This is a genomic window from Marichromatium bheemlicum (genome assembly GCF_012276755.1).
Classification (GTDB): Bacteria; Pseudomonadota; Gammaproteobacteria; order Chromatiales; family Chromatiaceae; genus Marichromatium; species Marichromatium bheemlicum.
The window spans coordinates 75306-100797 of the sequence record NZ_JAAXKX010000008.1 but is presented as its reverse complement, the minus strand read 5'-3'; the positions used below and the strand labels follow the sequence as shown (position 1 = coordinate 100797).

The 25492-nt window shown below is 66.3% G+C and carries 20 protein-coding genes; 7 read left to right on the top strand and 13 right to left on the bottom strand.

The features are described from left to right. Positions 1–437 precede the first annotated feature (437 nt). From HF203_RS07755 to HF203_RS07745, 3 genes are all read right to left on the bottom strand, one after another. Entirely contained in the window at positions 438–2063 is a 1626-nt protein-coding gene (locus HF203_RS07755; protein ID WP_168668356.1) for a methyl-accepting chemotaxis protein, read from the bottom strand. Positions 2064–2407: 344 nt separating this feature from the next. Then, a complete protein-coding gene (locus HF203_RS07750) occupies positions 2408–2800 on the bottom strand; it encodes a superinfection immunity protein (RefSeq protein WP_168668354.1) in 393 nt (130 codons plus the stop codon). Between the two features lie 74 nt (positions 2801–2874). Continuing rightward, positions 2875–3807 (bottom strand): AraC family transcriptional regulator, encoded by a 933-nt coding sequence (locus tag HF203_RS07745; protein WP_168668352.1) that lies wholly within the window; start codon positions 3805–3807, stop codon positions 2875–2877. Positions 3808–3959: 152 nt separating this feature from the next. On the opposite strand from HF203_RS07745, the gene exaC reads away from it, so the two are divergent. Then, on the top strand, positions 3960–5480 hold the full coding sequence (gene exaC, locus HF203_RS07740; protein WP_168668350.1) for an acetaldehyde dehydrogenase ExaC: 1521 nt from the start codon (positions 3960–3962) through the stop codon (positions 5478–5480). Positions 5481–5527: 47 nt separating this feature from the next. Here the strand turns inward: exaC and HF203_RS07735 are convergent, their stop codons facing one another. Together HF203_RS07735 and rsgA are read right to left on the bottom strand one after the other, a co-directional pair. Next, positions 5528–5863, bottom strand: coding sequence for a hypothetical protein (locus tag HF203_RS07735; protein ID WP_168668348.1), 336 nt, complete (start codon positions 5861–5863; stop codon positions 5528–5530). Positions 5864–5978: 115 nt separating this feature from the next. After that, positions 5979–6545, bottom strand: coding sequence for a ribosome small subunit-dependent GTPase A (gene rsgA, locus HF203_RS07730; RefSeq protein WP_246221695.1), 567 nt, complete (start codon positions 6543–6545; stop codon positions 5979–5981). Between the two features lie 155 nt (positions 6546–6700). Here rsgA and HF203_RS07725 point away from each other — a divergent pair, with 155 nt between their 5' ends. Beyond that, on the top strand, positions 6701–11032 hold the full coding sequence (locus tag HF203_RS07725; RefSeq protein WP_168668346.1) for a hypothetical protein: 4332 nt from the start codon (positions 6701–6703) through the stop codon (positions 11030–11032). Positions 11033–11076: 44 nt separating this feature from the next. On the opposite strand, the gene HF203_RS07720 is transcribed toward HF203_RS07725, so the two are convergent. From HF203_RS07720 to HF203_RS07710, 3 genes are all read right to left on the bottom strand, one after another. Beyond that, on the bottom strand, positions 11077–12279 hold the full coding sequence (locus HF203_RS07720) for a transposase (RefSeq protein WP_168668344.1): 1203 nt from the start codon (positions 12277–12279) through the stop codon (positions 11077–11079). A 247-nt stretch (positions 12280–12526) separates the two neighbouring features. Then, positions 12527–13426 carry an ImmA/IrrE family metallo-endopeptidase gene (locus tag HF203_RS07715; RefSeq protein ID WP_168668342.1) on the bottom strand — a complete coding sequence of 300 codons (900 nt, stop codon included), beginning with the start codon at positions 13424–13426 and terminating at the stop codon, positions 12527–12529. Next, positions 13419–13742: a helix-turn-helix domain-containing protein gene (locus HF203_RS07710; protein WP_168668340.1), complete on the bottom strand. Its 324-nt coding sequence runs from the start codon at positions 13740–13742 to the stop codon at positions 13419–13421. The genes HF203_RS07715 and HF203_RS07710 overlap by 8 nt, the downstream gene beginning before the upstream one ends. 145 nt (positions 13743–13887) lie before the next feature. On the opposite strand from HF203_RS07710, the gene HF203_RS07705 reads away from it, so the two are divergent. From HF203_RS07705 to HF203_RS07690, 4 genes are all read left to right on the top strand, one after another. Next, complete coding sequence (locus HF203_RS07705) at positions 13888–14121, top strand: DUF2188 domain-containing protein (protein ID WP_168668338.1); 234 nt, start codon at positions 13888–13890, stop codon at positions 14119–14121. A gap of 111 nt (positions 14122–14232) precedes the next feature. Further along, positions 14233–15372 carry an anti-phage 6A-MBL system MBL-fold protein gene (gene mblB / locus HF203_RS07700; RefSeq protein WP_168668336.1) on the top strand — a complete coding sequence of 380 codons (1140 nt, stop codon included), beginning with the start codon at positions 14233–14235 and terminating at the stop codon, positions 15370–15372. Further along, complete coding sequence (cap2-3, locus tag HF203_RS07695) at positions 15365–17629, top strand: anti-phage 6A-MBL system cap2_3 protein (protein ID WP_281349801.1); 2265 nt, start codon at positions 15365–15367, stop codon at positions 17627–17629. The genes mblB and cap2-3 overlap by 8 nt, the downstream gene beginning before the upstream one ends. Further along, a complete protein-coding gene (locus tag HF203_RS07690) occupies positions 17626–18381 on the top strand; it encodes a hypothetical protein (protein WP_168668332.1) in 756 nt (251 codons plus the stop codon). Before cap2-3 ends, HF203_RS07690 begins: the two co-directional genes overlap by 4 nt. Positions 18382–18458: 77 nt before the next feature. Here HF203_RS07690 and HF203_RS07685 read toward each other — a convergent pair whose 3' ends face one another. The 5 genes from HF203_RS07685 to HF203_RS07665 all read right to left on the bottom strand — a co-directional run bounded on the left by HF203_RS07685 (position 18459) and on the right by HF203_RS07665 (position 24372). Further along, positions 18459–20822, bottom strand: coding sequence for a nitric oxide reductase activation protein NorD (locus HF203_RS07685; protein WP_168668330.1), 2364 nt, complete (start codon positions 20820–20822; stop codon positions 18459–18461). A gap of 132 nt (positions 20823–20954) precedes the next feature. Beyond that, on the bottom strand, positions 20955–21341 hold the full coding sequence (locus HF203_RS07680; protein ID WP_343043894.1) for a GxxExxY protein: 387 nt from the start codon (positions 21339–21341) through the stop codon (positions 20955–20957). 77 nt (positions 21342–21418) lie between these two features. Continuing rightward, on the bottom strand, positions 21419–22225 hold the full coding sequence (locus tag HF203_RS07675; RefSeq protein WP_062272487.1) for a CbbQ/NirQ/NorQ/GpvN family protein: 807 nt from the start codon (positions 22223–22225) through the stop codon (positions 21419–21421). A 91-nt stretch (positions 22226–22316) separates the two neighbouring features. Beyond that, positions 22317–22673 (bottom strand): ribulose bisphosphate carboxylase small subunit, encoded by a 357-nt coding sequence (locus HF203_RS07670; RefSeq protein ID WP_168668328.1) that lies wholly within the window; start codon positions 22671–22673, stop codon positions 22317–22319. Between the two features lie 280 nt (positions 22674–22953). After that, positions 22954–24372: a form I ribulose bisphosphate carboxylase large subunit gene (locus HF203_RS07665; protein WP_168668326.1), complete on the bottom strand. Its 1419-nt coding sequence runs from the start codon at positions 24370–24372 to the stop codon at positions 22954–22956. Between the two features lie 199 nt (positions 24373–24571). On the opposite strand from HF203_RS07665, the gene HF203_RS07660 reads away from it, so the two are divergent. After that, positions 24572–25489: a LysR family transcriptional regulator gene (locus HF203_RS07660; protein WP_168668324.1), complete on the top strand. Its 918-nt coding sequence runs from the start codon at positions 24572–24574 to the stop codon at positions 25487–25489. Positions 25490–25492: the final 3 nt, after the last annotated feature.

Below are 25492 nucleotides of genomic sequence, written 5' to 3'. Positions count from 1 at the left end.
CACCTGCGCAACGGCGGACGGCTGGAGGCTGAGCGCTGATCTCGTAGGTTGGGTTAACCGTCCGCCCACCATGCCATCGACGAAGCTGCGGCGTTCGTCGACGGTTAACCCAACACCGGGACGCGAGCGCCGAGCTTCGAGGCATGAACCGCAAAGATACCGTCTTGTCCGTCAATCGCCGATCATGCACACCAGCCTCGCCGACTGGAGGCTGGATGCTGATCGCTGGAAGCTGATTCGAACCGCCAAGACACCAAGGACACAAAGGGGACTAAGCCGCCAGGCCAGCCGCCAGTGGGTGCGGACCCGCGCCGTCTGTAGCCTCGCGCCGACAGCACACATCATTCACTTCGCGTGCTTCGCGGCTTTGCGGTTCAATCTGGGCGGCTGGCGGCTGGCGGCTGGCGGCTGGCGGCTGGCGGCTGGCGGCTGGCGGCTTAGATACGGAAACGCCCGAGCAGGGTCTGGAGTTCGAGGGCGAGCGCGGCCAGGGCCTCGCTGGCATGGGCGATCTGGCCGGAGGTGGTGGCGGCGTGCGCGGTGCCGTCGTTGATGTTGGTGACGCTGCGGTTGACCTCCTCGGCGACCGCAGACTGCTCCTCGGCGGCGCTGGCGATCTGGGCGTTCATGTCGGTGATGGTGCCGATCGACTGGGTGATGGTCTGGAAGGACTCGGCGGCGTGCGTGGTCTGGGTCACGCCCTCGCCGGCCTTGGCACGACCCCGCTCCATCGCCTCGACCGCGCCGAGGGCGCCGCCCTGCAGCCGCTCGATCATCTCCTGTACCTCGGTGGTCGAGGCCTGGGTGCGACTGGCCAGGTTGCGCACCTCGTCGGCGACCACCGCGAAGCCGCGGCCATGTTCACCGGCGCGGGCTGCCTCGATCGCGGCGTTGAGCGCGAGCAGGTTGGTCTGGTCGGCGATGGCGCGGATCACGTCGAGCACCTTGCCGATCTCCTCGCTGTCGGCGGCCAGTCGCGAGATTGCCTTGGCCGCGTCCTCGACCTCGAGGGCCAGCGCATCGATGGTGGTGTTGGCCTCGCCGACCACGGTGCTGCCGGCCTCGGCCTCGTTGTCGGTGTTCTGAGCCGCCTGCGCGGCCTCGGCGGCGTTGCGTGCGACCTCGGCCACGGTCGAGGCCATCTCGTGCATCGCGGTGGCGACCTGCTCGACCTCGCGCTGTTGCTGGGCGACGTGCTCACGACTCTCGGCGCTGGTCCCGGAGAGCTGTTCGGCGGCGGCCGAGAGTTGCGAGGCGGCACCGGCGACCTGACTGACCAGCCCGTGGATTCGCTCGATGAAGGCGTTGAAGGCGCGCGAGAGTTCGGTGATCTCGTCGTTACCCTGGACCTCAAGGCGTTGGGTCAGGTCGCCTTCGCCCTCGGCGATGTCACGCAGTCGCTCGGTGGTGGCACGCACCGGTTTGACCACCAGGCGGGTGAGCAGTACCCCGAGCAGGGTGGCCAGTGCCAGGGCGATGGCGCCGGCGATGAGCATGCTCCAGCGTGCCAGTTGGCTGGTCTCGGTGGAGATGGCGATGCTCTGCTGCTGCTGGGCCTGGAGCGATTCCTCGAGTACCCCGAACAGGTGACGCAGGGTCTGCAGGTAGGCGAGCGTTTCGTTGCGATAGATGCGCAGTGCCTGGTCGTGATCGCCGCGCTGTAGTGCGGCGTTGATCCGCTTGGCCGACTCGTGGACGGCGCGATGCGGGACTGCGATGGTGTCGAAGGCGGCGCGGAACTCCTCGGGGTAGTGCGCATAACTCGGGTCGTTGCGCAGGCTGTCGTACCACTCGCCGAAGTCACATCGGTGCGGGTCGAGTTCGCCGGTGAAGGGCTGTTCGAGCAGCAGGCTGAGACCGAGGTCGTTGACCCAGACGAGGTGGTCGATCTCCTTGGCGAGCTGGAAGTTCGACTGCTCGAAGCTGTGGATGAGGTCGTCCTGGACCTTGCCCATGCGTTGTAGTCCGTTCCAGCCGATCACGGCGATCAGCAGCATGAAGACGAGAATAACGGCGAAGGCCAGGCCGATCTTGCGGCCGAGGCTGAGGTGGATGCGGGGCATGTTGGCTCGGATGCTCTTGGCTGTGCGTGCGGACCTGGGTGGTCCGGGGTCATGGTCTTGCCGAGCTGCTTGCGTGCGGGGCCTGACGTGGGGCCGTTGGAGGTGTTGTTGTCGGGGCCACGTCACGGCCGGGCGTGGTCCATGCGCTCGGGCGATCGGATCCTTGGCGAGCGATCCTTGCTGCGCGAGCGGGGCCGGTACCGTACCGGCCCAACATTCATAAAATTGTAACCTTTCCGCCTCGGAGGTGTCCGTGGCTTGGATCACGGAACCCCGTTGTCAGGGGCGGTGAACACGCCCCTCCGACGCTCGGTGGCTTGCTGATCCGGGGCCGGGGCGAGAGGTCAGGGACGGGCGTGTGCGATCCCGCTCGATTCCGGATCGGGTTCGCCGATCAGTGCCCAGAACAGCACCCCGGCCCAGCCGACGAGGGTCCAGCCGAAGAACACATTGATGACGGTGATGCGCAGGCGTTTGGTCAGGCCGCGGTCATAGGCGATCAGCCCGGGCAGCACATAGAGGGTGAGGAAGACGGCGGACAGAAAGAGACCGCTGACGTCGATCGGGTAGAGCGCGTTGATCCCGACCAGCAGTACCAGCCAGCCGAGCAGCAGTGCGGTGACGCTGAGACGCAGTCCGAGCGTCTGGGCGAGCCGCATCGGCGCGGACGAGACGACGCGGTCGATGGGCGCGCGCCAGCCGGTGCGGGTCTCCGGGGTCGGGTGTTCCTTGGCCATGGTCGATGTCTCCGAAGTGCGAGAAGGGGGCAGCATAGTCCAGAACCCGTGTGGGCCGGAAGCGGCGAGCCGGCTCAACCCGGCGGAGGTGGCGTGGTGTGCGCCCGGTAGCGGCTGGGGGCGACCCCATAGCGTGCCTGGAAGCGGCGCGAGAAGTGGCTCGGGCTCTGGAAGCCGACCTCGTAGGCGACGCGGGTGACGGCCATGCCCCGGTCGAGCAGCGCGGCGGCGCGGCGCAGCCGACGCTCGAGCAGATAGGCGTTGGGGGTGCAGCCGAGCAGGGCGGCGAAGCGGGCATAGAATCGGGTGCGCGACATGCAGCTCAGTCGGCACAGCCGCTCGATGTCGAGCGGCTGTGCGAGATGACGTTCGATGTGGTCGAGCACCGCGCTGAAGGAGTCGTGATCGGGCTCGACGGCGGCGCAGGCGAGCAGGAACTCGCGCCCCTGTTGGCGCAGCAGCCGGCCCAGCAGCTCGTCGACGCCGTGGTGGAGCACCAGATCGTTGTCGGTGTCGGCCTGGAGGAAGCTCCCGGCGATGCGTTCGAGCAGGCGCTGGGTGGCCACCGAGTGATGGCCGTGCCAGCTGTGCCGAGGCACCGTCTGCCAGCTCCCGAGCCCGCGCGGCAGCGGCGCGTGGCGATCGAGCCGGTCGCGCAGTCGGCGCAGTCGCTCGCGCTCGACGGCGATGGTCAGGCAGCGCGTCGGTCGTTGCAGCGTCGCCTCGGGGAAGTCGATCAGCACCTGCTCGCCGGGGGCAAGCACATAGGACTGGTGCGGCAGGAAGTCGTGCGCCGGGTGTGGACCGTGCATCCGCTTGCGGCCCTGGGTCATCGCGCAGTAGAGCAGCTCATCGGCGCGCAGCGGCACGTCGCGGGCCGGGGCGAAGGTGTCGTAGATCGACAGCTCGGCCGCGTGACGCGCGAACAGTGTGCGGTTCTCGATCAGGTCCACCGGCTGCTGCGATGGCAAGGCTGTGCTCAACGACATCGGTACGCTTGGCGGCATGCTGTTCCCTCCGTGGTCCCGGGCCTGGACTGTCAGGCCAGTCTTGGGGACTGCGGGGCAAGTATTCGACGGGTATGCCCCGGTAACGTCCTGTTGCCGCCTCGCCGACGCGGGTCGGCTCAAGCGATGCAGACAACAGGAGGACCGTAGCCATGATCTATGCCAACCCTGGTGATCCCGGCGCCGTGGTGCGCTTCGCCGAGCGCTATGAGAACTTCATCGGTGGCGAGTGGGTCGCCCCGGTCAATGGCCGTTACCTGGACAACGTCAGCCCGGTCAACGGCCAGGTGTTCTGTCAGGTGGCCCGCTCCGATGCCGCCGACATTGCCCTGGCGCTCGACGCCGCCCACGCCGCCGCACCGGCCTGGGGGCGGACCTCGGTGACCGAGCGCTCCAACCTGCTGCTCAAGGTCGCCGATCGGATCGAGGCCAACCTGGAGATGCTGGCCGTGGCCGAGAGCTGGGACAACGGCAAGGCGGTGCGCGAGACCCTGGCCGCCGACATCCCGCTGGCCGCCGATCACTTCCGCTATTTCGCCGGCTGTATCCGCGCCCAGGAAGGCTCGATGGCCGAGATCGACGAGCACACCGTCGCCTATCACGTCCACGAGCCTCTGGGCGTGGTCGGGCAGATCATCCCCTGGAACTTCCCGCTGCTGATGGCCGCCTGGAAGCTCGCCCCGGCGCTGGCCGCGGGCAACTGCTCGGTGCTCAAGCCCGCCGAGCAGACCCCGGCCTCGATCATGCTCTTCATGGAGCTGATCGCCGACCTGCTGCCGCCCGGCGTGATCAACGTCGTCAACGGTCTCGGCGAGGAGGCCGGGCAGGCGCTGGCCACCAGCGAGCGCATCGCCAAGATCGCCTTCACCGGCTCGACCCCGGTCGGCCAGCACATCCTGCGCTGTGCCGCCGACAAGTTGATCCCCTCGACCGTCGAACTCGGCGGCAAGTCGCCCAACATCTATTTCGGCGACATCCTCCGTCACGAGGACGACTATCTCGACAAGTGCGTCGAGGGGCTGGTGCTGGCCTTCTTCAACCAGGGCGAGGTCTGCACCTGTCCGTCGCGGGCGCTGATCCAGGAGGACATCTACGAGGACTTCATCGGCCGGGTGATCGAGCGCGCGGCGCGTATCAAACGCGGCAACCCGCTCGACACCGACACCCAGGTCGGCGCCCAGGCCTCGCAGGAGCAGTTCGAACGCATCATGTCCTATATCGACATCGGTCGCGAGGAGGGTGCCGAGGTGCTGATCGGCGGCGGCGCCGAGTGCCTCGATGGCTGTCTGAGCACCGGCTACTACGTGCAGCCGACCCTGCTCAAGGGGCGCAACGACATGAAGGTCTTCCAGGAGGAGATCTTCGGCCCGGTGGTCGGCGTGACCACCTTCCGCGACGAGGCCGAGGCCATCGCCATCGCCAACGACACCGAGTTCGGGCTCGGCGCCGGGGTCTGGACCCGCGACACCAACCGCGCCTATCGCGCCAGCCGCGCGATCCAGGCCGGGCGCGTCTGGGTCAACTGCTACCACGCCTATCCCGCGCACTCGGCCTTCGGCGGCTACAAGAAGTCGGGCATCGGGCGCGAGACCCACAAGAAGGCGCTCGACCACTACCAGCAGACCAAGAACATGCTGGTGAGCTACAGCACCAGCCCGCTGGGCTTCTTCTGATCGCGCGGTGCCCCGGGGTCGCGGCCCCGGGGCGGTCCGTCGGACGACTAATTGAACACCTGGCAGGCGATGCTGCACGCGCTCCTGGTGAGGACGGTGCCCGGCGGGCAGGGCATGCGTTGCGGAACGTCCTCGGGCACGCAGACCGTCGTCTGGTGCGGCTCGAAGCTGCCGACCGAGGTCGTCCACCCGGGCGGGCACTGATAGCGGATCTCGAGCGGCGGGCGGGCGACGTGCAGGTCATCCGGGTCCGGGTGTTGCTGGACCTCGATCTCCCTCGGATCGGGCTTGGTGAACTGATCCCTGGGTTCGGCCTGGGTGGTCGGCGCCAGCCCGGTGAGCAGGGCCAGGGAGAGGCCGAGTGCGGTCACGGTAGGTCTCATGCGCGGATACCTCGCTAGTCCATTGATCGAGACGATGTCCTTGCGCGCGCTCCTGGCGCCGAGTCACCAAACCGCGTGTCATTGGAGCCGGGTCCTGTCGCCTCGGGTCAGCGTCTCAGCTGTTTCTTCGCCGACTTGAGGTCTTTGCCGCGGTCGCGGTCCTTCTTGCGCCGCTCGCATGGGAGCGCTGGTGGAAGACGGATTCCTCCCGGAACTTCAGATAGCCGTCGAGCTGTGCCCGACCGATCGTCCCGACCTCCACCGCCTGCAAGATAGCGCATCCCGGCTCGTCGGTATGAGTGCAGTCGCGGTAGCGGCAGTGCTGTGCGAGCGCGGTGATCTCGCCATGGCCGGCGTCGAGACCGTCCTCGGCGCCGAGGACGCCGAACTCGCGCATCCCGGGGTTGTCGATGACCAGCGCGCCGCCGGCGAGCCGGATCAGCTCGCGCCGTACCGTGGTGTGACGTCCCTCGCCGGTGCCGCTGACGCCGCCGGTCTCCCGACGTGCCTGATCGGTCAGCAGGTTGATCAGGGTGCTCTTGCCGACGCCGGACGAGCCGACGAAGCAATAGGTCCTGCCGGGGGTGAGCAGCCGCTCGAGCGTCTCCAGCCCCTCCCGCGTCACGCTGCTCAGTGTCAGCTCCGGGTTGGGTTCGAGTCGAGCCACTCGGATAGGCGTCAAGCGTCTTCCATTCGGTCTGCATCGCAAACCAGGCGCGTCAGTTCGGTGATTCCCCTTAACAGGCGCATTTTCTGCGCGACTCTGCGGTACCCTCCTGCGAACGCAACCCATCATCGCCGCCATAGGGGGACGCGATGTCTCGTTCAGGACACCCGGTGCTCGCTGCCCGCGAGAACACCCATGCGCATCTCGGCATCCCGGCCTTGGCGCCCGTGGCCGTGCTCTTCGTCGCCCTCGCCGTGCTGCTCCTGCCGGCGACGACGCTCGCCCAATCGGCGCCAGAGGTTGTGTCTCCGGGCCAGGAGACGGCATCGGGCGCGATGATCGAGGCGCAGCCAATCGACCGCATGGAGGACTGGCGGCTCACCGGCGTTCCTGCCGAGCTGCAGGTATGGGTCCCGTGGGCGCTGCGAGACCAGGCCGCCGCGCTCGGCTGCACCCCCGCGCTGGCCGCCGGCGCCGCCCTCGATCCCGTGTGTGCCTGGCCGGGGCCGCTCGTCCTGTCGATCGGGCGCGAGGCCATGAGCTTCCGACAACCCTGGACCTTGCTCGAGCGGGGCTGGCTGCCGCTCCCCGGTCAACGCGGGGCCTGGCCGACCGAGGTGACGCTCGACGGCGCGCCCGCGACCGTGGTCGATCGCGACGGGAAGCCGTTCCTGTTCCTGGACGGTCCCCACGCCTCCGCCCGCGTCGAGGGCGAGATCGCGTGGCTTCGGCGTCCGACGCAGCTGTCCATCCCCGAGCAGGTCGGGGTGGTGCTGGCGGCCGACGGCACGCCGCTCCGGCTCGACGACAACGGCGATCTCTGGCTCCAGCGCCCTCGCGAGGCGACGCCGGCGGCGCCCCAGGACTCGCTGTCGATCAAGGTCTTCCGGCGCTTCACCGATGGCAACCCGATGATCGTCGTCACCCGGCTGCTGATCTCCGTGACCGGGCGCGAACGGTCCCTGACGTTCGCGGACTTCCTGCCCGAGGGCTTCGTCCCCCATCAGGTCGAGAGCGCGCTCCCGGTGGGCATCGATCAGGCGGGGCGGCTCGAGATCCAGGTCGGGCAGGGCTCGCACTCGGTCGACGTCCTGGCGCACGCCACCGGCGACATCCTCAGCATCCCGGTCCCCGATGTCACCGGCGAGGGCTGGCCCGGCAGGGAGCTGTGGTCGTTCCAGGTGGTGCCGGAGCTTCGCTCTCTCGGCTTCACCGGGCTGGATCAGATCGACCCCAGCCAGACCGAGATCCCCGAGCCGTGGCGCGGCGATCGCGCCTTCCTGGCCGAGGCCGGCAAGGCCGGATCACTCGATGTGCAGTTGCTCGCCGATATCGGCTCGGGTGTCGGGCGTGTGGACCTGCGCCGCGAGGCGTGGCTCGACTTCTCCGGTCGCGGGCTGACGTTCCGCGACAGCATCACCGGCGAGCTGTTCGCGCCGGGCCGCTTCTCGTCGCCCCTGGACATCGGCCGTCTCGAGTTGAATGGCACACCGTGGGTGCTCTCGGAGATCGCCGCGGACGACGCGGCGGCGTCGCTGGACGGGATCGAGGTACCGGCGGGGCGACTCGCGCTCACCGCGGAGGGGCGTCTGGAGACCGATCCCGAGCAGTCCGGAACCTTCCCCCTGCGGCTCGCGAGCAATGGCTGGGTGGCCGAGAGCGCGGTGTTCGACTCGGTCAACACCACCATCAACCTGCCGGCGGGGTGGCTCGCCGTCGCCGCCTTCGGCACCGACAACCTCCCGCGGACCTGGCTCACCAAGTGGAACCTGCTCGATCTGTTCCTGCTCATCCTGGTCGCCGCGCTCTTCGTCAAGGCCCTGGGCCTCTGGGCCGGCGTGCTGTGGGTGATCGTCGGGGCGCTGACCTGGCAGTTGCCCTTCGGCGGCGGGTCGCTGTGGATCGCCGTCATCCTCCTCGGCATCCTGACGCGGGCGTGCTATCAGCGCGACATCCCGCGTCTCGGCAACCTCGTCGGGGGGATCGCCGCGGTGCTGTTCGTCGCGCTAGCCGTGTTCGTCGCCTCATTCACGGTCTACGCGGTCAAGACGTCGCTGTTTCCGCAGCTTGATCGCAACTTCGCCAACCGCTACGACGCGGCGTTGTCCAGCCCGAACCGCGCGATGGGGCTCGCCGAGCCCGAGATGGCGATGCCGTCATCCGCGCCCATGCGAGGGAAGGCCGCCGCGCCTTCTGACTATCTGGGCCTCGATCAGGACGGTGGTCGCCTGCAGGTGATCGTCGATGCCGAGGCCAAGATCGGCACCGGGCCGGGACTGCCCACCTGGCGCGGCAACCAGACCACCCTTGCCTGGCAGGTCCCGAACGTCCCGGATGCCTTCGAGTCCGCCTCGCTCTATCTGCTCACGCCGATGGTGTTCGGCGCCGCGAAGCTGATCGGCGCCGGCGGTCTCATCGTGTTGCTGGTGGCATTGGCCTTCCGCGGCTACCGGACCTATCGCGACCGGCCCGTGGCATCGGACGAGGAGGCGATGACGCTCGATGTCGGCGCCGCGCGGCCCTCGTCGCCCGCCGTTGCGCTGATCGCCGTGGCGATGCTGTCGAGCCCCGCGCTCTTCGTCAGCGACGAGGCGCTCGCCCAGCCCGCCGGCTATCCGTCGGACACGTTGATCGAAGAGCTGCGTTCGCACCTGCTCCGCTCCCCCGAGTGCGCGCCCAACTGTGCGTCCTCGGGCGACATGCGGGTGATGATCTCCCGCGCCGAGGACCAGCAGGGGTGGGCGCTGCGGCTGCTCCTGGACGTCTCCGCCCTGCACGAGACCGCCTATCCGCTCCCCGCGCGCCGCTCCGAGTGGCAGCCACGGGCGGTCCTGCTCGACGGCGAGACGACACCGGTGCGCGCGGATGGCGCATCGCGGATCAGGTACGTCCGCGTGCCCGCCGGGCGACACAGCCTCGAGCTGTCCGGCGCCATCCCGCCCGGCGGGCTGACCCTGACGCTCAACGCCGCGCCGCAGCGAATCCGGGTCGAGGCCCCGGACGCCTGGCGCGTCGATGGCGTCTCCGCGCTCGGGCTGTCCAACGGCAGTCTCAGCATCGCGCCCCGGCAGCGGGCTGAGGCCGGGGACGCGAGCGCGCCCGATACCGCGGGACTCGAACCCTTCACCCGGGTGCTCAGGACCATCTCCTTCGGACCCAAGTGGACGGTCTCGACGCGGGTGCAGCGCCTGTCGAGCAGCAGCGACAGCGCCGTCGTGCTGGTGCCCCTGCTCGAGGGCGAGCGCGTCGTCTCCTCGGGTCTGTCCGTTCGGGACGGCCGCATCGAGATCCCGTTCCGCGCCGGCCAGACCGAGCGTCGCTGGACCAGCGAGCTGGAGTTCGCCGATCGCATTCGTCTGGAGAGCCCGGGCGGGGGCGCGTTCAGCGAGACCTGGGCGATCGCGGAATCCCCCTTGTGGCGCGTCGAGGCGGTCGAGGACGAGGGCGTCGCGGCACTCCAGCAGGGGGCGCTGCGGACCTGGAGACCCTGGCCGGGACAGCGCATCGAACTCAACGTGACCCGACCCAAGCCGGTGCCGGCCGCAACCATGACGGTGCGCGCCTCGACCCTGACCGTCATGCCGCGGGCCAAGGGCTCCCGCTACACACTGGAGGTCAGCATCCAGTCCAGTCAGGGGGATGTGCTGCCGATCAGGCTGGCCGCCGGGTCGCGCTTCGAGGCGCTCGCGGTGGATGGCTCCAGACGGCACGTCCGAGAGACCGCGCTGGAGGATGGTCGGGTGGAGCTTCAGGTCCCGATCGATCCCGGTCTCCATCGGGTCCTGGTGAGCTGGGACTCGGCGGCGGCGATCGCGACACGCTACCGGGTCGCGCCGGTCGAGCTTGGCGTGACCGCCGCGACGAACCTCAGCGTCAAGGTGATGCCCGCCGAGGATCGCTGGGTGGTCTGGACCACCGGCCCCTCCATGGGGCCTGCCGTGACCTTCTGGGCGCTGCTGATCGCCGTTGTCGTCGCGGCCCTGGTGTTCGGGGCGATTCGCGGGATCCCGCTCAAGCGTCTCGATTGGTTCGTGCTCCTCGTCGGACTGACGCAATCGCTCCTTGCCGCGGTGGTCGTGGTGGTCTGGGTGCTCGCCTTCCATGCGCGCGGTTGGTTGTCACCGAAGGCCTCGGCGTGGCGGCACAACCTCGTGCAACTGGTGCTGGCGCTGCTGACCGTCGCGGCCTTCGCCACGCTGCTCGACTCGATCCCGTCGAGCCTGCTCGGCCAACCCGAGATGCATATCGCCGGCAACGGATCGAGCGCCGATGCGCTGCAGTGGTATCAGGACCGGGTCGAGGGCGAGGCGTGGGTGGCACTGCCGCAGCCCGAGCTGATCTCCGCTTGGGTGATCGTCTACCGGGCGTTGATGCTGCTGTGGGCGCTGCTGGTCGTGCGTCTGGTCGTCCGGCTGGCAAGCTGGGCCTGGGCGCGGTTCGTCGCCCCCGTGGCGTTCAAGCCGATCGGGGGAGGGGCGCGGCGCGCGCAGCCGAAGGCATAGCGTGCAGGGGCTGGCGCGGCCAGGGACAGGCCATGCGCACCGCACTATCGGCCAGGGACGGGCGAGGGCGATGCGGTCGCTGCCGGACGATCCGTCGGCGTGGTCGGGCCGAAGAGGGCCATGGCGCGGCGCACGCCGCGTAGATAACGACACTCTCGCCGTGCCGCGAGCGCCGTCATCCGCTCCGGCGCACCGATCGCCGCGCCGAACCCCTTGAGCAGGAAACCGGCGTGCTCGACGAAGCGCTCCGGCGCGATACCGAGTCGGGACAGGATGTCGGGCAGCTCCGCCGGGATCGACCCGCGCTTGCGTGGGTGCAGGGCGCGGCCGAGCGAGTCGACCAGGGTCAGATAGTCGCCGAAGGTGAAGGGGATTGCTGCAGGGACCTCGGCGGGGTTGCCGAAGGGTAATAGTGGGGCAGGGGGCAGGCGATCGAGGACGGTCTCCCAGAGGTGAGTGCTGCGGGCATCTGGTGAGCTGTCGGCGTGGTCGGTCTCGGGCGCTGCGGCGGTGCACGCCGTTGGCGGGGCGTCGACAACCTCAGGTGTCGATCGCTCTATGACAGCGAACGATCGTCCTGCCGTGTCACCTTCGTCCGCGCGCAAGTCGGCGATCCGCGCCGCAATCCCGGTATGCGCACTCTCCTCCGGCGTCTCCGCGATCCCCGCCCGGATCGGGTTGAGATCGACATAGGCCATCACCGCCAACAGTGCCGTCTCGTCGAGGATCGCCTGCGAACGGAACCGTCCTTCCCAGAATCGTCCGCGGACCCCGTCCTCCCGATTCGCCGCCCGCGCGATCGACTCGTTCAACACCCGCATGAACCACGAGAGATCCGCCAGCCGCGCCCGGTAAGTCTCGACCAAGCCCGCGACCCCATCCAGCTCCGCCTCGGTCATCTCTGCCCGCGTTGCAGGCGACAGAAACCGCTCCACCACCACCGGTCCCCGGAACAGACACCGCCAGCGCCGCAACACCTCGGTATCCGACCACCCCGCCGCTCGATCCGCATCCACCCGCACCACCAGATGCACGTGATTGCTCATCACCGCATAGGCCGCGACATCGATCGCGAACACCCCCGCGAGTTGCCGTAGCCGCAACTCCACCCACCCGCGCCGATGCTCGAAGCTCCGCCCCGTCAGCCGATCGAAGCCGCAGAGATACGCCCGGCGCACGCAGCGCGTGACGACGTGGTACCAAGGCGTATCGGACAAGGAGACGAGCGAGGCGCGGGGACGAGTCATGGGGCATCTCCGCTGGGGGTGTTGGGATAAGCGTAGGAGAGCGTTTCGCGAGCGTCAACGGTAAGTGGGTGTCCTTTACTCTGCGCGTGACGACGTGATACCAGGGCGTATCGGACAAGGAGACGAGCGAGGCGCGGGGACGGGTCATGGGGCATCTCCGCTGGAGGTGTTGGAGGAAGCGTAGGAGAGCGCCTTGGGAGCGTCAACGGTAAGTGGGTGTCCTTTTGTTCGCTGGGTGTCTCTTGTCCTATCGGTTCAGCAGTTTTGCGTACCGATCGGAAACATCTTCTTCGACCTCTTCGCCTGGCTCGAAGCCTTCCGCAACATTACTGAAATGCAACAAGGAAATGGTGAAGTCGTACTGATCCGAGTACAGGACGAGTTCTTCGCACTCTTCGGAAAACCAAACGCCGGGAGGATGCTGCGTGGAACCACGGCCGCCTACCAGTTCGTGCTGGCGGCATGCCAAGGCTGACAGTGGCACCGGAACAGGGGGAAGCCCCGCTGTCTTGATGTATAAGCCCGTTCGAAACGCACGTTTGCTTGATCGAGCCCAAAGAACGAAATCATCCCGCGAGAGGACCAGGCAGGCGCGCCGCCCTGTGTATTCGACCCAACGCAGAGCGGCCGCGATCAAGGAAACTTCGTATCGGTTGGCGCACTCCCCAAGATCGTCCAGACATGGCCTGTCCTGGCCTCCAATGTTCCGACGAAAGTCATCGAGCGGCATCAGCAGGTTGGCTGCGAAGACGTTCGCCTGGTGCTCGATCTGCCCGTATTCCGATTCCCAGCGAGCGATGCCCTCCTTTTCGCACTCGATTCCGTTCGGGTGGTTGAGGCGATGAAGCAGGTAGTGCCCGAACTCGTGCGCCAACGTGAAGTTGATCCGGCCGGGCGAGGAAACATCCGAATTGAAGAAGATGCCCCACCCCTTCTTGCCCAGAGGCGCCTTATAGAGCGCCCCGTCGAATCCGGGCAAAGAGCGGCCCTTGACCAAGCTCACGGGATCGTTCGGGTAGAGCTGCTTGGAAATCTCCTTGGCAACCGCCTTGACATCCACCGGAAATCGGTCATCAACACAAGCAGCATTCAGGATGTGGGTCAGCCTGAACGCCCAATGCTCGGGACTTAGGTTCTCGTCAGTCATCGTCGTCCCAGATATCGACCAGGCTGCGCAGCTTCGCCTTCGTGCTGGGGTCCATGCGCCGATACTTGCGGTAAAAGGCGGCATCCGCCGCATCCTCTTCGGTGACGGTGCCCTCCGCGTCCAGCAGGTACTCGATCGTCACGCCCAGTTCGTCGGCGATCCTGGAAAGCTTCTCCGCCGACGGTCTCGGTGGCGTCTTGTTCTCCAGCTCCCAAATGTAGCTCTTGCTCGACCCGGTCAGCTCCGCGAGCTTGTCCAGTGTCAGCCTCCGTTCCTTGCGGAGCCCTCGAATCTTGTCCCCCAAGGCGGTAGCCATTCAGCGACCCTCTAACGGCAAAAATGGAAGGTTGTTCAGTAGTCCGAACAATAGACACTTGACTTCCGAAAAACAAATGCTAACTTTATCGCAAGTTCGGTACTCTGAACTTTTCATGGCAACATGCTGAACTGGAGAAATAGACATGCCACGCGGACCCAAGACCCACCATATCGTGCCCAATCCCAACGGAGGCTGGGACGTGAAACGCGGTGGCGGCAGCCGCGCAAGCAGCCACCACGACACCAAGCATGAAGCAGTCGACGCAGGCCGGCAGACGAGCCGCAACCAAGGGACGGAGTTGCGCATCCACAACAGGAACGGGCGGATCAGCGGCAGCGATAGCCATGGAAATGATCCCTATCCACCTAAGGGCTAGCTAGGAAGGCTACACTTTTGACAACAAGACGCTACATGTTGTTGTGATCATCTGAGATTAATACCATATGTTGTTAAATTGGGGCGTATTTATGTTGAGAGGCAACGCGATATGGTTTCGGTGACGTACTTTTCGGTCGACAATGGAGACATGGCGCTGATCGAGCTGGACAGCGGCAGAAAGATCCTGGTCGACGTCAACATCAGAGAAGCTGCAGACGATCCGGAGGATGACACGCCTGACGTCGCACGAATGCTGCGCGAGCGGCTGGACAAGGACTCAAAGACTGGCCACTATTACGTGGACGCGTTCCTACTGAGTCACCCGGACCAGGACCACTGCCGGGGTCTGGAGCGACACTTTCACCTCGGTCCTCCAGAGTCGCATCCCGGAGACGACAAAATCCTCATCCGCGAGATGTGGTCTTCTCCGATGGTGTTCCGCCGGGCCTCAAAGAATCACACCCTTTGCGCAGATGCGAAAGCCTGGAAAAAAGAGGCCAAGCGGCGGGTTCAACATTTCCGCGACGACAAGCCCATGGAGAGCGGCAACAGAATCTTGATCCTCGGTGAGGACGAGAACGGCAAGACCGACGATTTGGGACCGATTCTCGTCATGACGGACCAAGAATTCCGCAGTATCGATGGCCTGCGGGACAGCAGCTTCTCGGCTCGCCTGCTGGCGCCGATGCCGACATCGGACGATGAAGACGAGGAGGAACTGCTCAGCAAGAACAACTCCAGCGTCGTCCTTCGTTTCAAGCTCTCGGCCGAAGGAAACGAAGATGCCTGCCGCTATCTGACCGGTGGAGATGCAGAAGTCGCGATATGGGAGCGACTCTGGGCACGACACGAGAACCGCCCTCACTGGCTCGACTACGACCTTCTCCTCACACCGCACCATTGCTCCTGGCACTCCCTCTCGCGCGATAGCTGGAGCAAACTCGGCGAGGAAGCGGAAGTATCTCCAGACGCCAGGAGCGCGCTATCTCAGGCACGGGGAGGCGCATATCTTGTTTCCAGCTCCAAGGAGATCCTGGACGACACCAACGATCCGCCGTGCATTCGTGCCAAGCGCGAGTACCAGACGATCGCGAAGGAAGCCGGAGGTCGATTCGAGCGGGTTGCTGGCCCGCAACCTTCGAAGTACACGATCTCCCGCGACGGTCCTCGGCTCAAGAGCGCGGCAGCGGCCATCGGTGCCTCTGTGAGTTCAGGTGCAATCGGACGCCAACCGCTACCCCATGGCTAGCGTCCTGCCTTCCGCAGTCGCTCGGGCTGTCGCAACGATTCGCGAGCACCCCGCGGTGGAGAACCTCTCGCTCTCGACAGGGAATGAGACAACGGCGGTCGTTGCCAGTTTTCGGGTAAGCATGCCCTCAAGGTGGCTGGCTGAGGGCCATTCACCGAGCGGCGTCCGCCCAGTGGAGCCAGTAACACTGCGCTTCCCCGCCAACTACCCTTTGTGCGCCCCATCCCTGGAGTTGCGCAACGACTTCAGTCGATCCCACCCTCACATCAATCCAGGACCGGAAGATGATCCTCCTGTCCCTTGCGTGGTCGAAGGCTCGCTGACCGAGTTGCTACATGCGAGCGGGCTGGAAAGCGTGCTCAATCAGATCTCGGCATGGCTAGACAATGCCGCAAACGGGACGCTGATCGATCCGAAGCAAGGCTGGGAGCCTGTGCGTCGCGACACGCTAACGCACGTCATCTGTGCAGACGCTGGGGTCTTATACGGAAGGACAGACGGTCAGGAGCGCCCCTGGTTTGTCGGATGCAACTACTGGTACGAGCGCGATAAACCCCCGGGGATACTGATCGCTCTGGGATCAGAGTCTTTCCCACTCGCCCGCGACACTCTCGGTCGTCTCATGCGCCATGGGGACAGCCCAAACGGAATAGCCCTTGGACAATCACTCGGACTGGTCGCCGGCCCTGCCAAGGGCCCGGATGGCAGCTTACCGGTCTGCTGCGACTACTTGCCGGAATCCGTAGCAACCCTTGCAGACCTGCGTCAGCGGGCAGCTGCATATGGCTGCGCCGCAGCCCTCAACACCGGGCTGAAACTCCTGCGCGACCGTCTCTTGGAGGCGAGCACGACAGCTCGGAAAGATTATCCGCTTGTTTTGCCGATCGTCTTGTTGGCTAAGCGCCCGTTCCCGCTCATAGGGACAGAGAGCCCGATCGAGTTGATCCCTTACGTCGTCAGTACGCCAATCAGCGATTTCTGCGCCAACGGCGATGCCGTGCCGGTCGAACCAGCGAGCCACGTGCATACCTTGAGCCGCAACCTGTTGCGCCGCCTGTCTGGAGTCGAAGACATGAAGACTCCGAAGCCCTGGACACTGTTGGGCGCGGGGAGCCTGGGCTCCAACGTCGCTATCAGCCTCGGTCGTATGGGCGACGGACCGTCTGTAACGGTCGACAACGACTACTTCTCACCGCACAACGCCGCTCGGCATGCCCTGCTTCCTGACAACGCCTCCGGGATGGGTTTGCTCGGCAACAAGGCGTTCGCGCTACAGCAGGCTCTACTTTGCCTCGCTCAGAATACGGAAGCCTTGAGCGCGCATGTCCTTGACGTCCTCGCAGACCCGAAACTGCTGAAGAAGGCGGTTCCGAGAAACGCCTGGGCCGTGGTGAATGCGACCGCTTCGCTCGCAGTACGTGACGCCCTTATGGAAGCGGCGCCGAAACTCCACGCGCCCGTCATCGAGGCGGCGATCTGGGGCCGCGGAGCAGCAGCAACCCTGCTGGTCGAGAGCACCGATGGCAACCCCAACGTCGGAGACATGGTCGCCGCTCTATACGAGCGCGCTCGTAGTGATTCAGCGCTCAGTAATGCGCTTCTGCCAGGAGGCGCGAGCCATGCACTTATCGAGACAGGTCAAGGCTGCCGTTCTTCGACCATGGCGATGCCGGACGCGGTGGTGTCCCAGTTCGCATCGGCCATGAGTCTGGCCATCGCCGACCTACGTCGTGACGGACTACCGATGGCAACTGGACACACCTGGATTGGCTTGCGACAAGGCATCCAGGTCCAATGGCAGCAAATCGTGGTCCAGCCCTCCGAGCGAATCAAGGTCGAGGCCAGCCCCTGGACAATCCGTATCGGCGCCGATGCGCATCAAGCCATTTCGGAAGATATCAATCGTTTCCCAGGCGTTGAGACTGGCGGCGTACTCATGGGAAGGATCTCGGAAGCGACACACACCTTTTATGTCACTGGCATCGTACCGGCTCCTGAAAGTAGCGTACGCCGAGCCGACTGTTTCATCCTGGAAACTAAGGGGCTCAAGAGAGCGGTGGAACGGTATTCAGAGGAAACCGCTGGAGCCCTCTACTGCCTCGGAACATGGCACAGTCATCTCACCCCATCCGGGCCTTCCGCGCTCGATCGCCAGACGGCAGAGGTACTGAAAGAATGGCGGGTCGCACCCTCGGTGATGCTGATCCGCCATCCATCGGGATACCAAGCCAGCATTACGGAGGGCATCTGGCAATGACCTACAAATCTCTATTCGACGAGTACGGTAGAAAAGCGCAAGTATTGCCAGCACTGCTGGTAGTCCTCCCGCTCCTGCTAACCTCCCTGGCCGTGTTGCCCGGAACGGTGTCCCCCAAAGAGACAGTGATCACCATGTCCTTCGGACTCGGCGTACTGTTCTGGCTGGCCAATATCGCACGCCAAGCGGGGAAACGGGCGGAGACCACACTGTTTCCAGGCGGTCTGCCGGGAAAGGAATGGCTACGGCATCAAGATTTCACATTGGAAATGCCGACCAAGCGCCGCTACAAGCGGTTTCTGTCAGAGCGCATTCCCGATATCGCGTTTCCTTCGCCAGAGGATGAGATCGCCAATCCAGAGCGTGCCGATGAAACCTACGCATCTGCCGTACGCTGGCTAGTCGAAAATACACGTGACAACGCCCGGGTCCGTCAGGAGCTGATCGCTTACGGCTTTCGGCGTAATCTCTATGGCCTGCGATGGTGGGGCATTGGAGCCTCCTTGTTAACAGCCATCGTCGCAGCCGCCATTTTGTGGTGGCGACACGGTCCTTCTACGCTTACAGAAGCTTCGGATGCACTTGTGCCGGTAGCTATCTCCGGATGCATTCTTCCAGCACTATGGTTGAGTACCGTGACGCCAGCATGGGTCCGCTCTGCGGCAACCTGCTATGCAAAGGCGCTATTTGGGTTCTGCGATCTCGTTGCAAACCCAAACGGCGCATGCACAGAGGATTCGGTTGCGAACTGATTGATTTTCTCTGTTTCTCCCCCCCCCCTCCAAGGGCTTTCTCTCATGCGATCATCTAGTCGCAGTAAGGTTCCCCCTCACCCCGTCAACACCCCAAACACCCCAGGCAACCGTTCCGGCAACCGCTCCACCTGATCGACGATCGAGTACCCGTTCTCGCCGAAGATCCGCGCGACGTAGCGGTCGGCCTCGGGGTCGAGGGTGAGGCAGTGGGTGTGGATGCCGCGGGTGCGCAGGTCCTCGACCGCCTTCTTGGCGTCGTGGCGGAGGTATTGCGGGTCGCGCTCGTCGATGTCGGCGGGTTCGCCGTCGGTGATGAGCAGCACCAGACGCTTCTGCGCCGGTTGTTGTTCGAGGTGGTGGCCGGCGTGGCGCAGCGCCGCGCCCATGCGGGTGGAGAGCCCGCCGCGCATCCCGGCCATGCGTGACTTGGCCGCGTCGCCGTAGTCCTGGTCGAAGTCCTTGAAGCGGTAGTAGCGGACGTCGTGACGACCGTCGGAGGCGAAGCCGTGGACGGCGAAGGCGTCGCCGATGGCGTCGATCGCCCAGGCGAGCAGGCCGGTGGCCTCGCGGGTGAGGTCGAGGATGCTGGGGGCCTCGTCGTAGCCGGGCTCGCCCTCGTTGACGCCGACCTTCTCGTTGGTCGACTCGGAGAGGTCCATCAGCACGACGATGGCGAGATCGCGGACGTGGCGGGTGATGCGGATGTTGATGCGCGGGTCGGGCATGACGCCGCGGCGGATGTCGACCATGGCGCGCACCGCGGCTTCGAGGTCGAGTTCCTCGCCCTCCTCGTAGCCGCGCCGGCGCACCACGCCCTGGGGCTGGAGAGCGTCGATGAGGTGGCGGATGCGCGAGGCGATGGGGCGATGGCGGGTGAGGATCTCGTCCATCAGCGCCGGGTCGCCGCGCTCCTGGCGGCGCTCGATCACGCTCGTCCAGTCGGGGCGGTAGAGCTGGACGTGGTAGTCCCACTCGGGATAGTGGAAGGGCTCGGAGATCGGCTCGCGGCCCTCCAGCTCGTTGATGGTGCAGTCCTCCTGGTCGAGCCAGAAGGGGGTGGCGAGGTTCCACACCTCCTGGGCGTCGTCGCCGGCAAGCTCGCAGTCGAGTTCGTTGACCATCTCCATCACGCTGACCTGACGGCGCACCTGTCGCGCGCGCTCGGGCAGGTAGTCGAGCCCCTGGGTGATGAACAGGTTCTCGTCGAAGGCCCAGCAGTAGCGGTTGTCGTCGCGATAGGGCAGGGGCATGTCCTCGAGCACGCGCAGGCTCGGCAGCGCCACCAGTTCGAGCGCGCGGTCGTGGAAGGCGAGCCCGGCCTCGCGGCTGATGGCGTTGTCGGTGCCGCGGGTGGCGCAGTGCTCATGGAAGCACGCGGCGCTCTCGGCGATCGCCGGTTCCGGGTCCTTGTACTCGGGGTCGAGCAGGGCGCGCGCCAGCCGGGTGAGCAACGATTGCATCGGGTGGGCGTTGGCCGCGAGGGGGATGGCGTGGGCGTGGATGGCGCCCCAGAGCTTGCGCAGGCCGGGGAACTCGGCGACCGCCAGGGCCTCGACGCGGGCGTCCTCGAACAGGGTGACGACGAAGCGCTGCGCCGGGCTCAGGCCGGCGCCGTCGAGCGGCGCGGTGGTGTAGACCAGATGGGCGGCGCAGTGGGCGGCGGCGGCGCGGTAGAGGTCGACGCCGGGGATGCCCTGCCAGTCGTCGAAGGCATCGGGGAGATGGATCTGGAACTCTTCGATGAAGGGGCGCAGTCCCTCGCGCGACTCATAGTCGCCCGAGGTCGGACGCATGAAGAAGGCGCGCGCCCAGAGCGCGCGCAGATAGAAGTTGAGACGGCGCTGGTTGTCGACGAACAGGGTGCCGCGCCGCTCCTGCTGGAGCACCGCACGCGAGGCCTCGCTGGCCAGGCCGAAGTAGGCGAGCTGGCCGTCGAGGTCGCGGGCGTGGGCCTGGGCGCCCCACAGCGCCCAGCGGCGCAGTCCGCCGAGGGTGAGCTTGGCGAACAGCTCGTCGCTGTGTTCGAGCATCGGGCGCAGGCCGCGCGGGGCCTTGCCGGCGAGCTGGTGGAGCAGGCCGAGATAGCCGCGCATCAGCTCGGCGTCGCCGAGCCGGGTGGCGGCCAGCCCGAGCGAGCCGAGCAGCAGGGTGAGCACGGTGCCGGAGGTGTGCGAGGCGAGCTTCATCAGCGCGCCGACGATGTCGGGGATGATGTCCTCGCCGAGCTCGCGGGCGACCCCGGGCATCTCCTGCACATAGGTCATCACCAGATCGTCGCCCTTGTTGAGCGTGCACATCGCGCGGATGCCGGTGACATAGTGCTCCAGCCCTCGCGGCGAGAGCAGGCGCGCGGCCTCGTGATGGCTCGCCTCGAGCGCCTGGGCGTGCTCGGCGCCGGACTTGAGGCAGGAGAGTGCATCTTGCATATCAGGAGTCATGGGCATCTTGAACCGCAAAGGCGCCAAGGGCGCGAAGGGAATCGAGTGGTGGGCGGGCGCGGGCGCTCTCGGTGTCGGTGGCTCGACCCGGGGCGGGAGCGCGGCGACGCGAGGGCGTGGAAGTGGGCGTGCTCAGCGCGAGCGGATGACGCGCTGGATGCCCTGACGCAGCACCGGGACCTTGAAGTTGATGAGCAGGCCGAGCGGTTGGTCGAGCGCCTTGAGATACGAGAGCAACTGGGCCTTGTGGATGGGGAGCAGTGTGTCGACGGTCTTGAGCTCGACGATCAGGCGCTCCCCGACCAGCAGGTCGAGTCGCGCCTGTCCGACCCGCGTGCCCTTGTAGTCGATGCCGACCTCGACCTGGCGCTGGTGGACGATGCCACGGCTGGCGAGTTCCAGCGCCAGGGCCGTCTCGTAGACCGCCTCGAGGAATCCCGGCCCGAGCTGGCGGTGCACCTCGATGGCTGCACCGATGGTGGCATGGGCCAGTCGTTCGAGCATCTCGTCGGGTTGCACCCCGTGGCCTCCTCATGGCTCCAGCCTCCCGCGCTCAGTGCATCTTCGTGTCCTTCGCGTCTTCGCGGTTCACCGACTCAGAAGTAGGTATCCACCGCCGCGTCGAGGGTGTCGCGCATGTCGGGGTCGTCGGTGAGGGGGCGGACCAGGGCCATCTGGGCGGCGGCGCGGGGTTCGATGCCCTTGGCCATGAGCTGGGCGGCGTAGACCAGCAGGCGGGTGGACATGCCCTCGTCGAGGCCGTGGCCCTTGAGGTTGCGGCTGCGCTGGGCGACCTGCACCAGCCTGTCGGCCTGATCGCGCTCGATGCCGCCCTCGTGGGCGACGATCTCGGCCTCGATCGCAGCGCTGGGGTAGCTGAAGTCGAGCGCGCCGAAGCGCTGCTTGGTCGACTGCTTGAGGTCCTTCATCAGGCTCTGGTAGCCGGGGTTGTAGGAGATGACGATCTGGAAGTCGGGGTGGGCCTCGACCAGCTCGCCCTTCTTCTCCAGCGGCAGGCAGCGACGGTGGTCGGTGAGCGGGTGGATCACCACGGTGGTGTCCTGGCGCGCCTCGACCACCTCGTCGAGATAGCAGATGGCGCCGATGCGCGCGGCGACGGTGAGCGGGCCGTCCTGCCAGCGGGTGCCGTCGGCGTCGAGCAGGAAGCGCCCGACCAGATCCGAGGCGGTCATGTCCTCGTTGCAGGCGACGGTGATCAGCGGGCGTTCGAGCCGCCAGGCCATGTACTCGACGAAGCGCGATTTGCCGCAGCCGGTCGGCCCCTTGAGCATCACCGGCATGCGCGCGGCGTAGGCGGCCTCGTAGAGCCGTACCTCGTCCTCGACCGTGCGGTAGTAGGGCTCCTCTCGGATCAGGTATTGGTCGCGATGGGTCTCGCTCATGGGGGCAGTCCTTGAACGCTGGGCGGGCGGGGGACGGACGCGACCGGCGCGGGTCGCGTCCGTGACGTCACAAGCGATGGCGGGGCCGTGGTCAGACCGGGGTGCCGCGGTAGATGACCATGGCCGCGCCCTGCGACTGGGCGTAGTTGTCGTAGCCGATCAGGCGCACGTGGTTGTCGGGGTGGGCCTGGTGACAGGCCTCGGCCTCGGCGAGGATGGTGTCGACGTCGGTCTCGCCGAACATCGGCAGCTTCCACATGTACCAGTAGTGGTCGAAGGCGTTCTCCGGCTCGGTGTGCTCGATCGCCGGATTCCAACCCTTGGAGACGATGAACTCGACCTGTTGGCGGATGCGCTCCGGGCTCATCGCCGGCAGGTAGGAGAAGGTCTCGAACTTGCGGCTGCTCGCGTCCTCGAGGCTCGATTGGTAGTCCTGCATTTCGCTCATGGTGACACTCTCTATGGTTGGAACCGCACAGGCGCCGAGGGCGCGACGAGTGATCTTGTTGGTTCGGGTCGCCGCCGCCATCGCTGGCGGCACCGCCCGTGGGACTTGGTGCCCCTTATGGTGATGCGTGCGCCTCGCGGCGCCGCGCTGCTCCCCGGCGTTGCCGGGCCCGTCCGCGGACGGGGTCCTCCTCGTCTCTACGATCGGCGAGCCTGCGGTCGGTCGGCTCGGTTGACTCTGGGTGGCCGGTGCCGGGCCCGTCCGGACCCGGGCTCCGGGGTCACTTGTGGGCGACGTCGAGCTTGTCGACGGTGTCGAACTCGAACTTGATCTCCTTCCAGGTCTCCATCGCGGCCTTCAGCTCGGGGCTGTTGGCTGCGGCGGCGGTGAGCACCTCCTTGCCCTCCTTCTCGATCGCGCGACCCTGGTTGCGGGCCTCGACGCAGGCCTCGAGCGCGACCCGGTTGGCCGCCGCGCCGGCGGCGTTGCCCCAGGGGTGGCCGAGGGTGCCGCCACCGAACTGGAACACCGCATCGTCACCGAAGATGGCGAGCAGCGCCGGCATGTGCCAGACGTGGATGCCGCCGGAGGCGACGGCGAAGACGCCCGGCATCGCGCCCCAGTCCTGATCGAAGAAGATGCCGCGTGAGCGGTCCTCCTCGATATAGGACTCGCGCAGCAGGTCGATCCAGCCGAGGGTGGCGGCGCGATCGCCCTCGAGCTTGCCGACCACGGTGCCGGTGTGGAGGTGGTCGCCGCCGGAAAGACGCAGCAGCTTGGCGAGCACGCGGAAGTGGATGCCGTGGTGCGGGTGGCGGTCGATCACCGCGTGCATCGCGCGGTGGATGTGCAGCAGCACGCCGTTGTCGCGACACCACTGGGCCAGTCCGGTGTTGGCGCACCAGCCGCCGGTGATGTAGTCGTGCATGATGATCGGGGCGCCGATCTCCTTGGCGTACTCGGCGCGCTTGAACATCTCGTCCGGGGTCGGGGCGGTGACGTTGAGATAGTGCCCCTTGCGCTCGCCGGTCTCGCGCTCGGCCTTGTCGATCGCCTCCATGACGAAGTCGAAGCGTTGACGCCAGCGCATGAACGGCTGCGAGTTGACGTTCTCGTCGTCCTTGGTGAAGTCGAGACCGCCGCGCAGGCACTCGTAGACGGCGCGACCGTAGTTCTTCGCCGAGAGCCCGAGCTTGGGCTTGATGGTGCAGCCGAGCAGCGGTCGGCCGTACTTGTTCATCACGTCGCGCTCGACCTGGATGCCGTGCGGCGGACCGTTGCAGGTCATTACATAGGCGATGGGGAAGCGCACGTCCTCGAGACGCAGGGTGCGCACGGCCTTGAAGCCGAACACGTTACCGACCAGCGAGGTGAAGACGTTGACCACCGAGCCCTCTTCGAACAAGTCGATGGGGTAGGCGATGAAGGCGTAGAAGCGCTCGTCGTCGCCGGGCACGTCCTCGATGGCGTAGGCGCGGCCCTTGTAGTGGTCGAGGTCGGTGAGCAGATCGGTCCACACCGTGGTCCAGGTGCCGGTGGAGGACTCGGCCGCGACCGCCGCCGCGGCCTCCTCGCGCGCCACCCCCGGCTGCGGGGTGATCTTGAAGCACGCCAGGAGGTCGGTGTCCTTCGGCGTATAGTCGGGCATCCAATAGGTCTCGCGGTATTCTTTGACGCCCGCGTTATAGGTCTTGGCCATGCTCGGTCCTCCGCATAGAGCTCGGTGTGTTGCTGCTGTGCCGGTATTCTCGGGCCGGACCCGGTCGTGGTAGACCGGGGGCGGAACCTGGGGATCGATTATATGGAACAACCCTATAATTACTACTAAATATTGCTTATGTTTAATATAAGCTATAGATTATGATCTATCCCTTCTCCTTCTATTAATTGGCCCCGTCATGCACGTCTCATTGCGACAGTTGCGCGTATTCGAGGCGGTGGCGCGCCACCTGAGCTATACCCGCGCCGCTGAGGAGCTGCACCTGAGCCAGCCGGCGGTGTCGATGCAGGTGCGCCAGCTCGAGGAGACGGCGGGGTTGGCGCTGTTCGAGCGCCTGGGCAAGCGCATCGAGCTGACCGAGGCCGGGCGCGAGGTCTTTGATTACAGTCGCGCGATCAACCGCTCGTTGCAGGAGATGGAAGAGGTGCTGGAGTCGCTCAAGGGCGTCAACCGGGGCCGTCTGCACCTGGCCGCGGCGAGCACCGTCAACTACTTCGCCCCGCGCCTGCTGGCGGTGTTCCAGCGTCGCTATCCGGGGATCGGGCTGCAGCTCGATATCACCAATCGTGAGTCACTGGTGCAGATGCTCGAGGCCAATGCCGTGGACCTGGTGTTGATGGGCCAGCCGCCCTCGCGCGTCGAGGTCGAGTCCGAGCCCTTCATGGACAACCCGCTGGTGGTGATCGCCCCGCCCGAGCACCCGCTGGCCGGGGTCGCCGACATCCCGCTGGCGCGGCTGGCCGAGGAGTCCTTCGTGATGCGCGAGCCCGGCTCGGGTACGCGTCAGGCGATGGAGCGGATCTTCGCCGAGCAGGGGCTGGCGATCCGTCACGGCCTGCAGATGACCCGCAACGAGGCGGTCAAGCAGGCGGTGCGTTCGGGGCTGGGGCTGAGCGTGGTGTCGCTGCATACCATCGAGCTGGAACTCGAGACACGGCGCTTGGTGGTGCTCGATGTCGAGGGCTTCCCGCAGCGGCGTCACTGGTTCCTGGTCTATCGTCAGGGCAAGCGGCTGTCGCCGGCGGCGCGCGCCTTTCGCGACTTCGTCATCGCCGAGGCCAGCGGGATTGCCGCGCCGGTGGCGCTGGGGGGCTGAGTC

Coding starts and splice junctions, on each gene's coding strand:
- HF203_RS07675 (WP_062272487.1), bottom strand. CDS start 22,225: ATGAGCGAGACCCATCGCGACCAATACCTGATCCGAGAGGAGCCCTAC.
- HF203_RS07660 (WP_168668324.1), top strand. CDS start 24,572: ATGCACGTCTCATTGCGACAGTTGCGCGTATTCGAGGCGGTGGCGCGC.
- HF203_RS07705 (WP_168668338.1), top strand. CDS start 13,888: ATGCCACGCGGACCCAAGACCCACCATATCGTGCCCAATCCCAACGGA.
- HF203_RS07710 (WP_168668340.1), bottom strand. CDS start 13,742: ATGGCTACCGCCTTGGGGGACAAGATTCGAGGGCTCCGCAAGGAACGG.
- HF203_RS07665 (WP_168668326.1), bottom strand. CDS start 24,372: ATGGCCAAGACCTATAACGCGGGCGTCAAAGAATACCGCGAGACCTAT.
- HF203_RS07685 (WP_168668330.1), bottom strand. CDS start 20,822: ATGACTCCTGATATGCAAGATGCACTCTCCTGCCTCAAGTCCGGCGCC.
- HF203_RS07745 (WP_168668352.1), bottom strand. CDS start 3,807: ATGCCGCCAAGCGTACCGATGTCGTTGAGCACAGCCTTGCCATCGCAG.
- mblB (WP_168668336.1), top strand. CDS start 14,233: ATGGTTTCGGTGACGTACTTTTCGGTCGACAATGGAGACATGGCGCTG.
- HF203_RS07690 (WP_168668332.1), top strand. CDS start 17,626: ATGACCTACAAATCTCTATTCGACGAGTACGGTAGAAAAGCGCAAGTA.
- HF203_RS07755 (WP_168668356.1), bottom strand. CDS start 2,063: ATGCCCCGCATCCACCTCAGCCTCGGCCGCAAGATCGGCCTGGCCTTC.
- HF203_RS07720 (WP_168668344.1), bottom strand. CDS start 12,279: ATGACTCGTCCCCGCGCCTCGCTCGTCTCCTTGTCCGATACGCCTTGG.
- cap2-3 (WP_281349801.1), top strand. CDS start 15,365: ATGGCTAGCGTCCTGCCTTCCGCAGTCGCTCGGGCTGTCGCAACGATT.
- HF203_RS07715 (WP_168668342.1), bottom strand. CDS start 13,426: ATGACTGACGAGAACCTAAGTCCCGAGCATTGGGCGTTCAGGCTGACC.
- HF203_RS07670 (WP_168668328.1), bottom strand. CDS start 22,673: ATGAGCGAAATGCAGGACTACCAATCGAGCCTCGAGGACGCGAGCAGC.
- HF203_RS07735 (WP_168668348.1), bottom strand. CDS start 5,863: ATGAGACCTACCGTGACCGCACTCGGCCTCTCCCTGGCCCTGCTCACC.
- exaC (WP_168668350.1), top strand. CDS start 3,960: ATGATCTATGCCAACCCTGGTGATCCCGGCGCCGTGGTGCGCTTCGCC.
- HF203_RS07750 (WP_168668354.1), bottom strand. CDS start 2,800: ATGGCCAAGGAACACCCGACCCCGGAGACCCGCACCGGCTGGCGCGCG.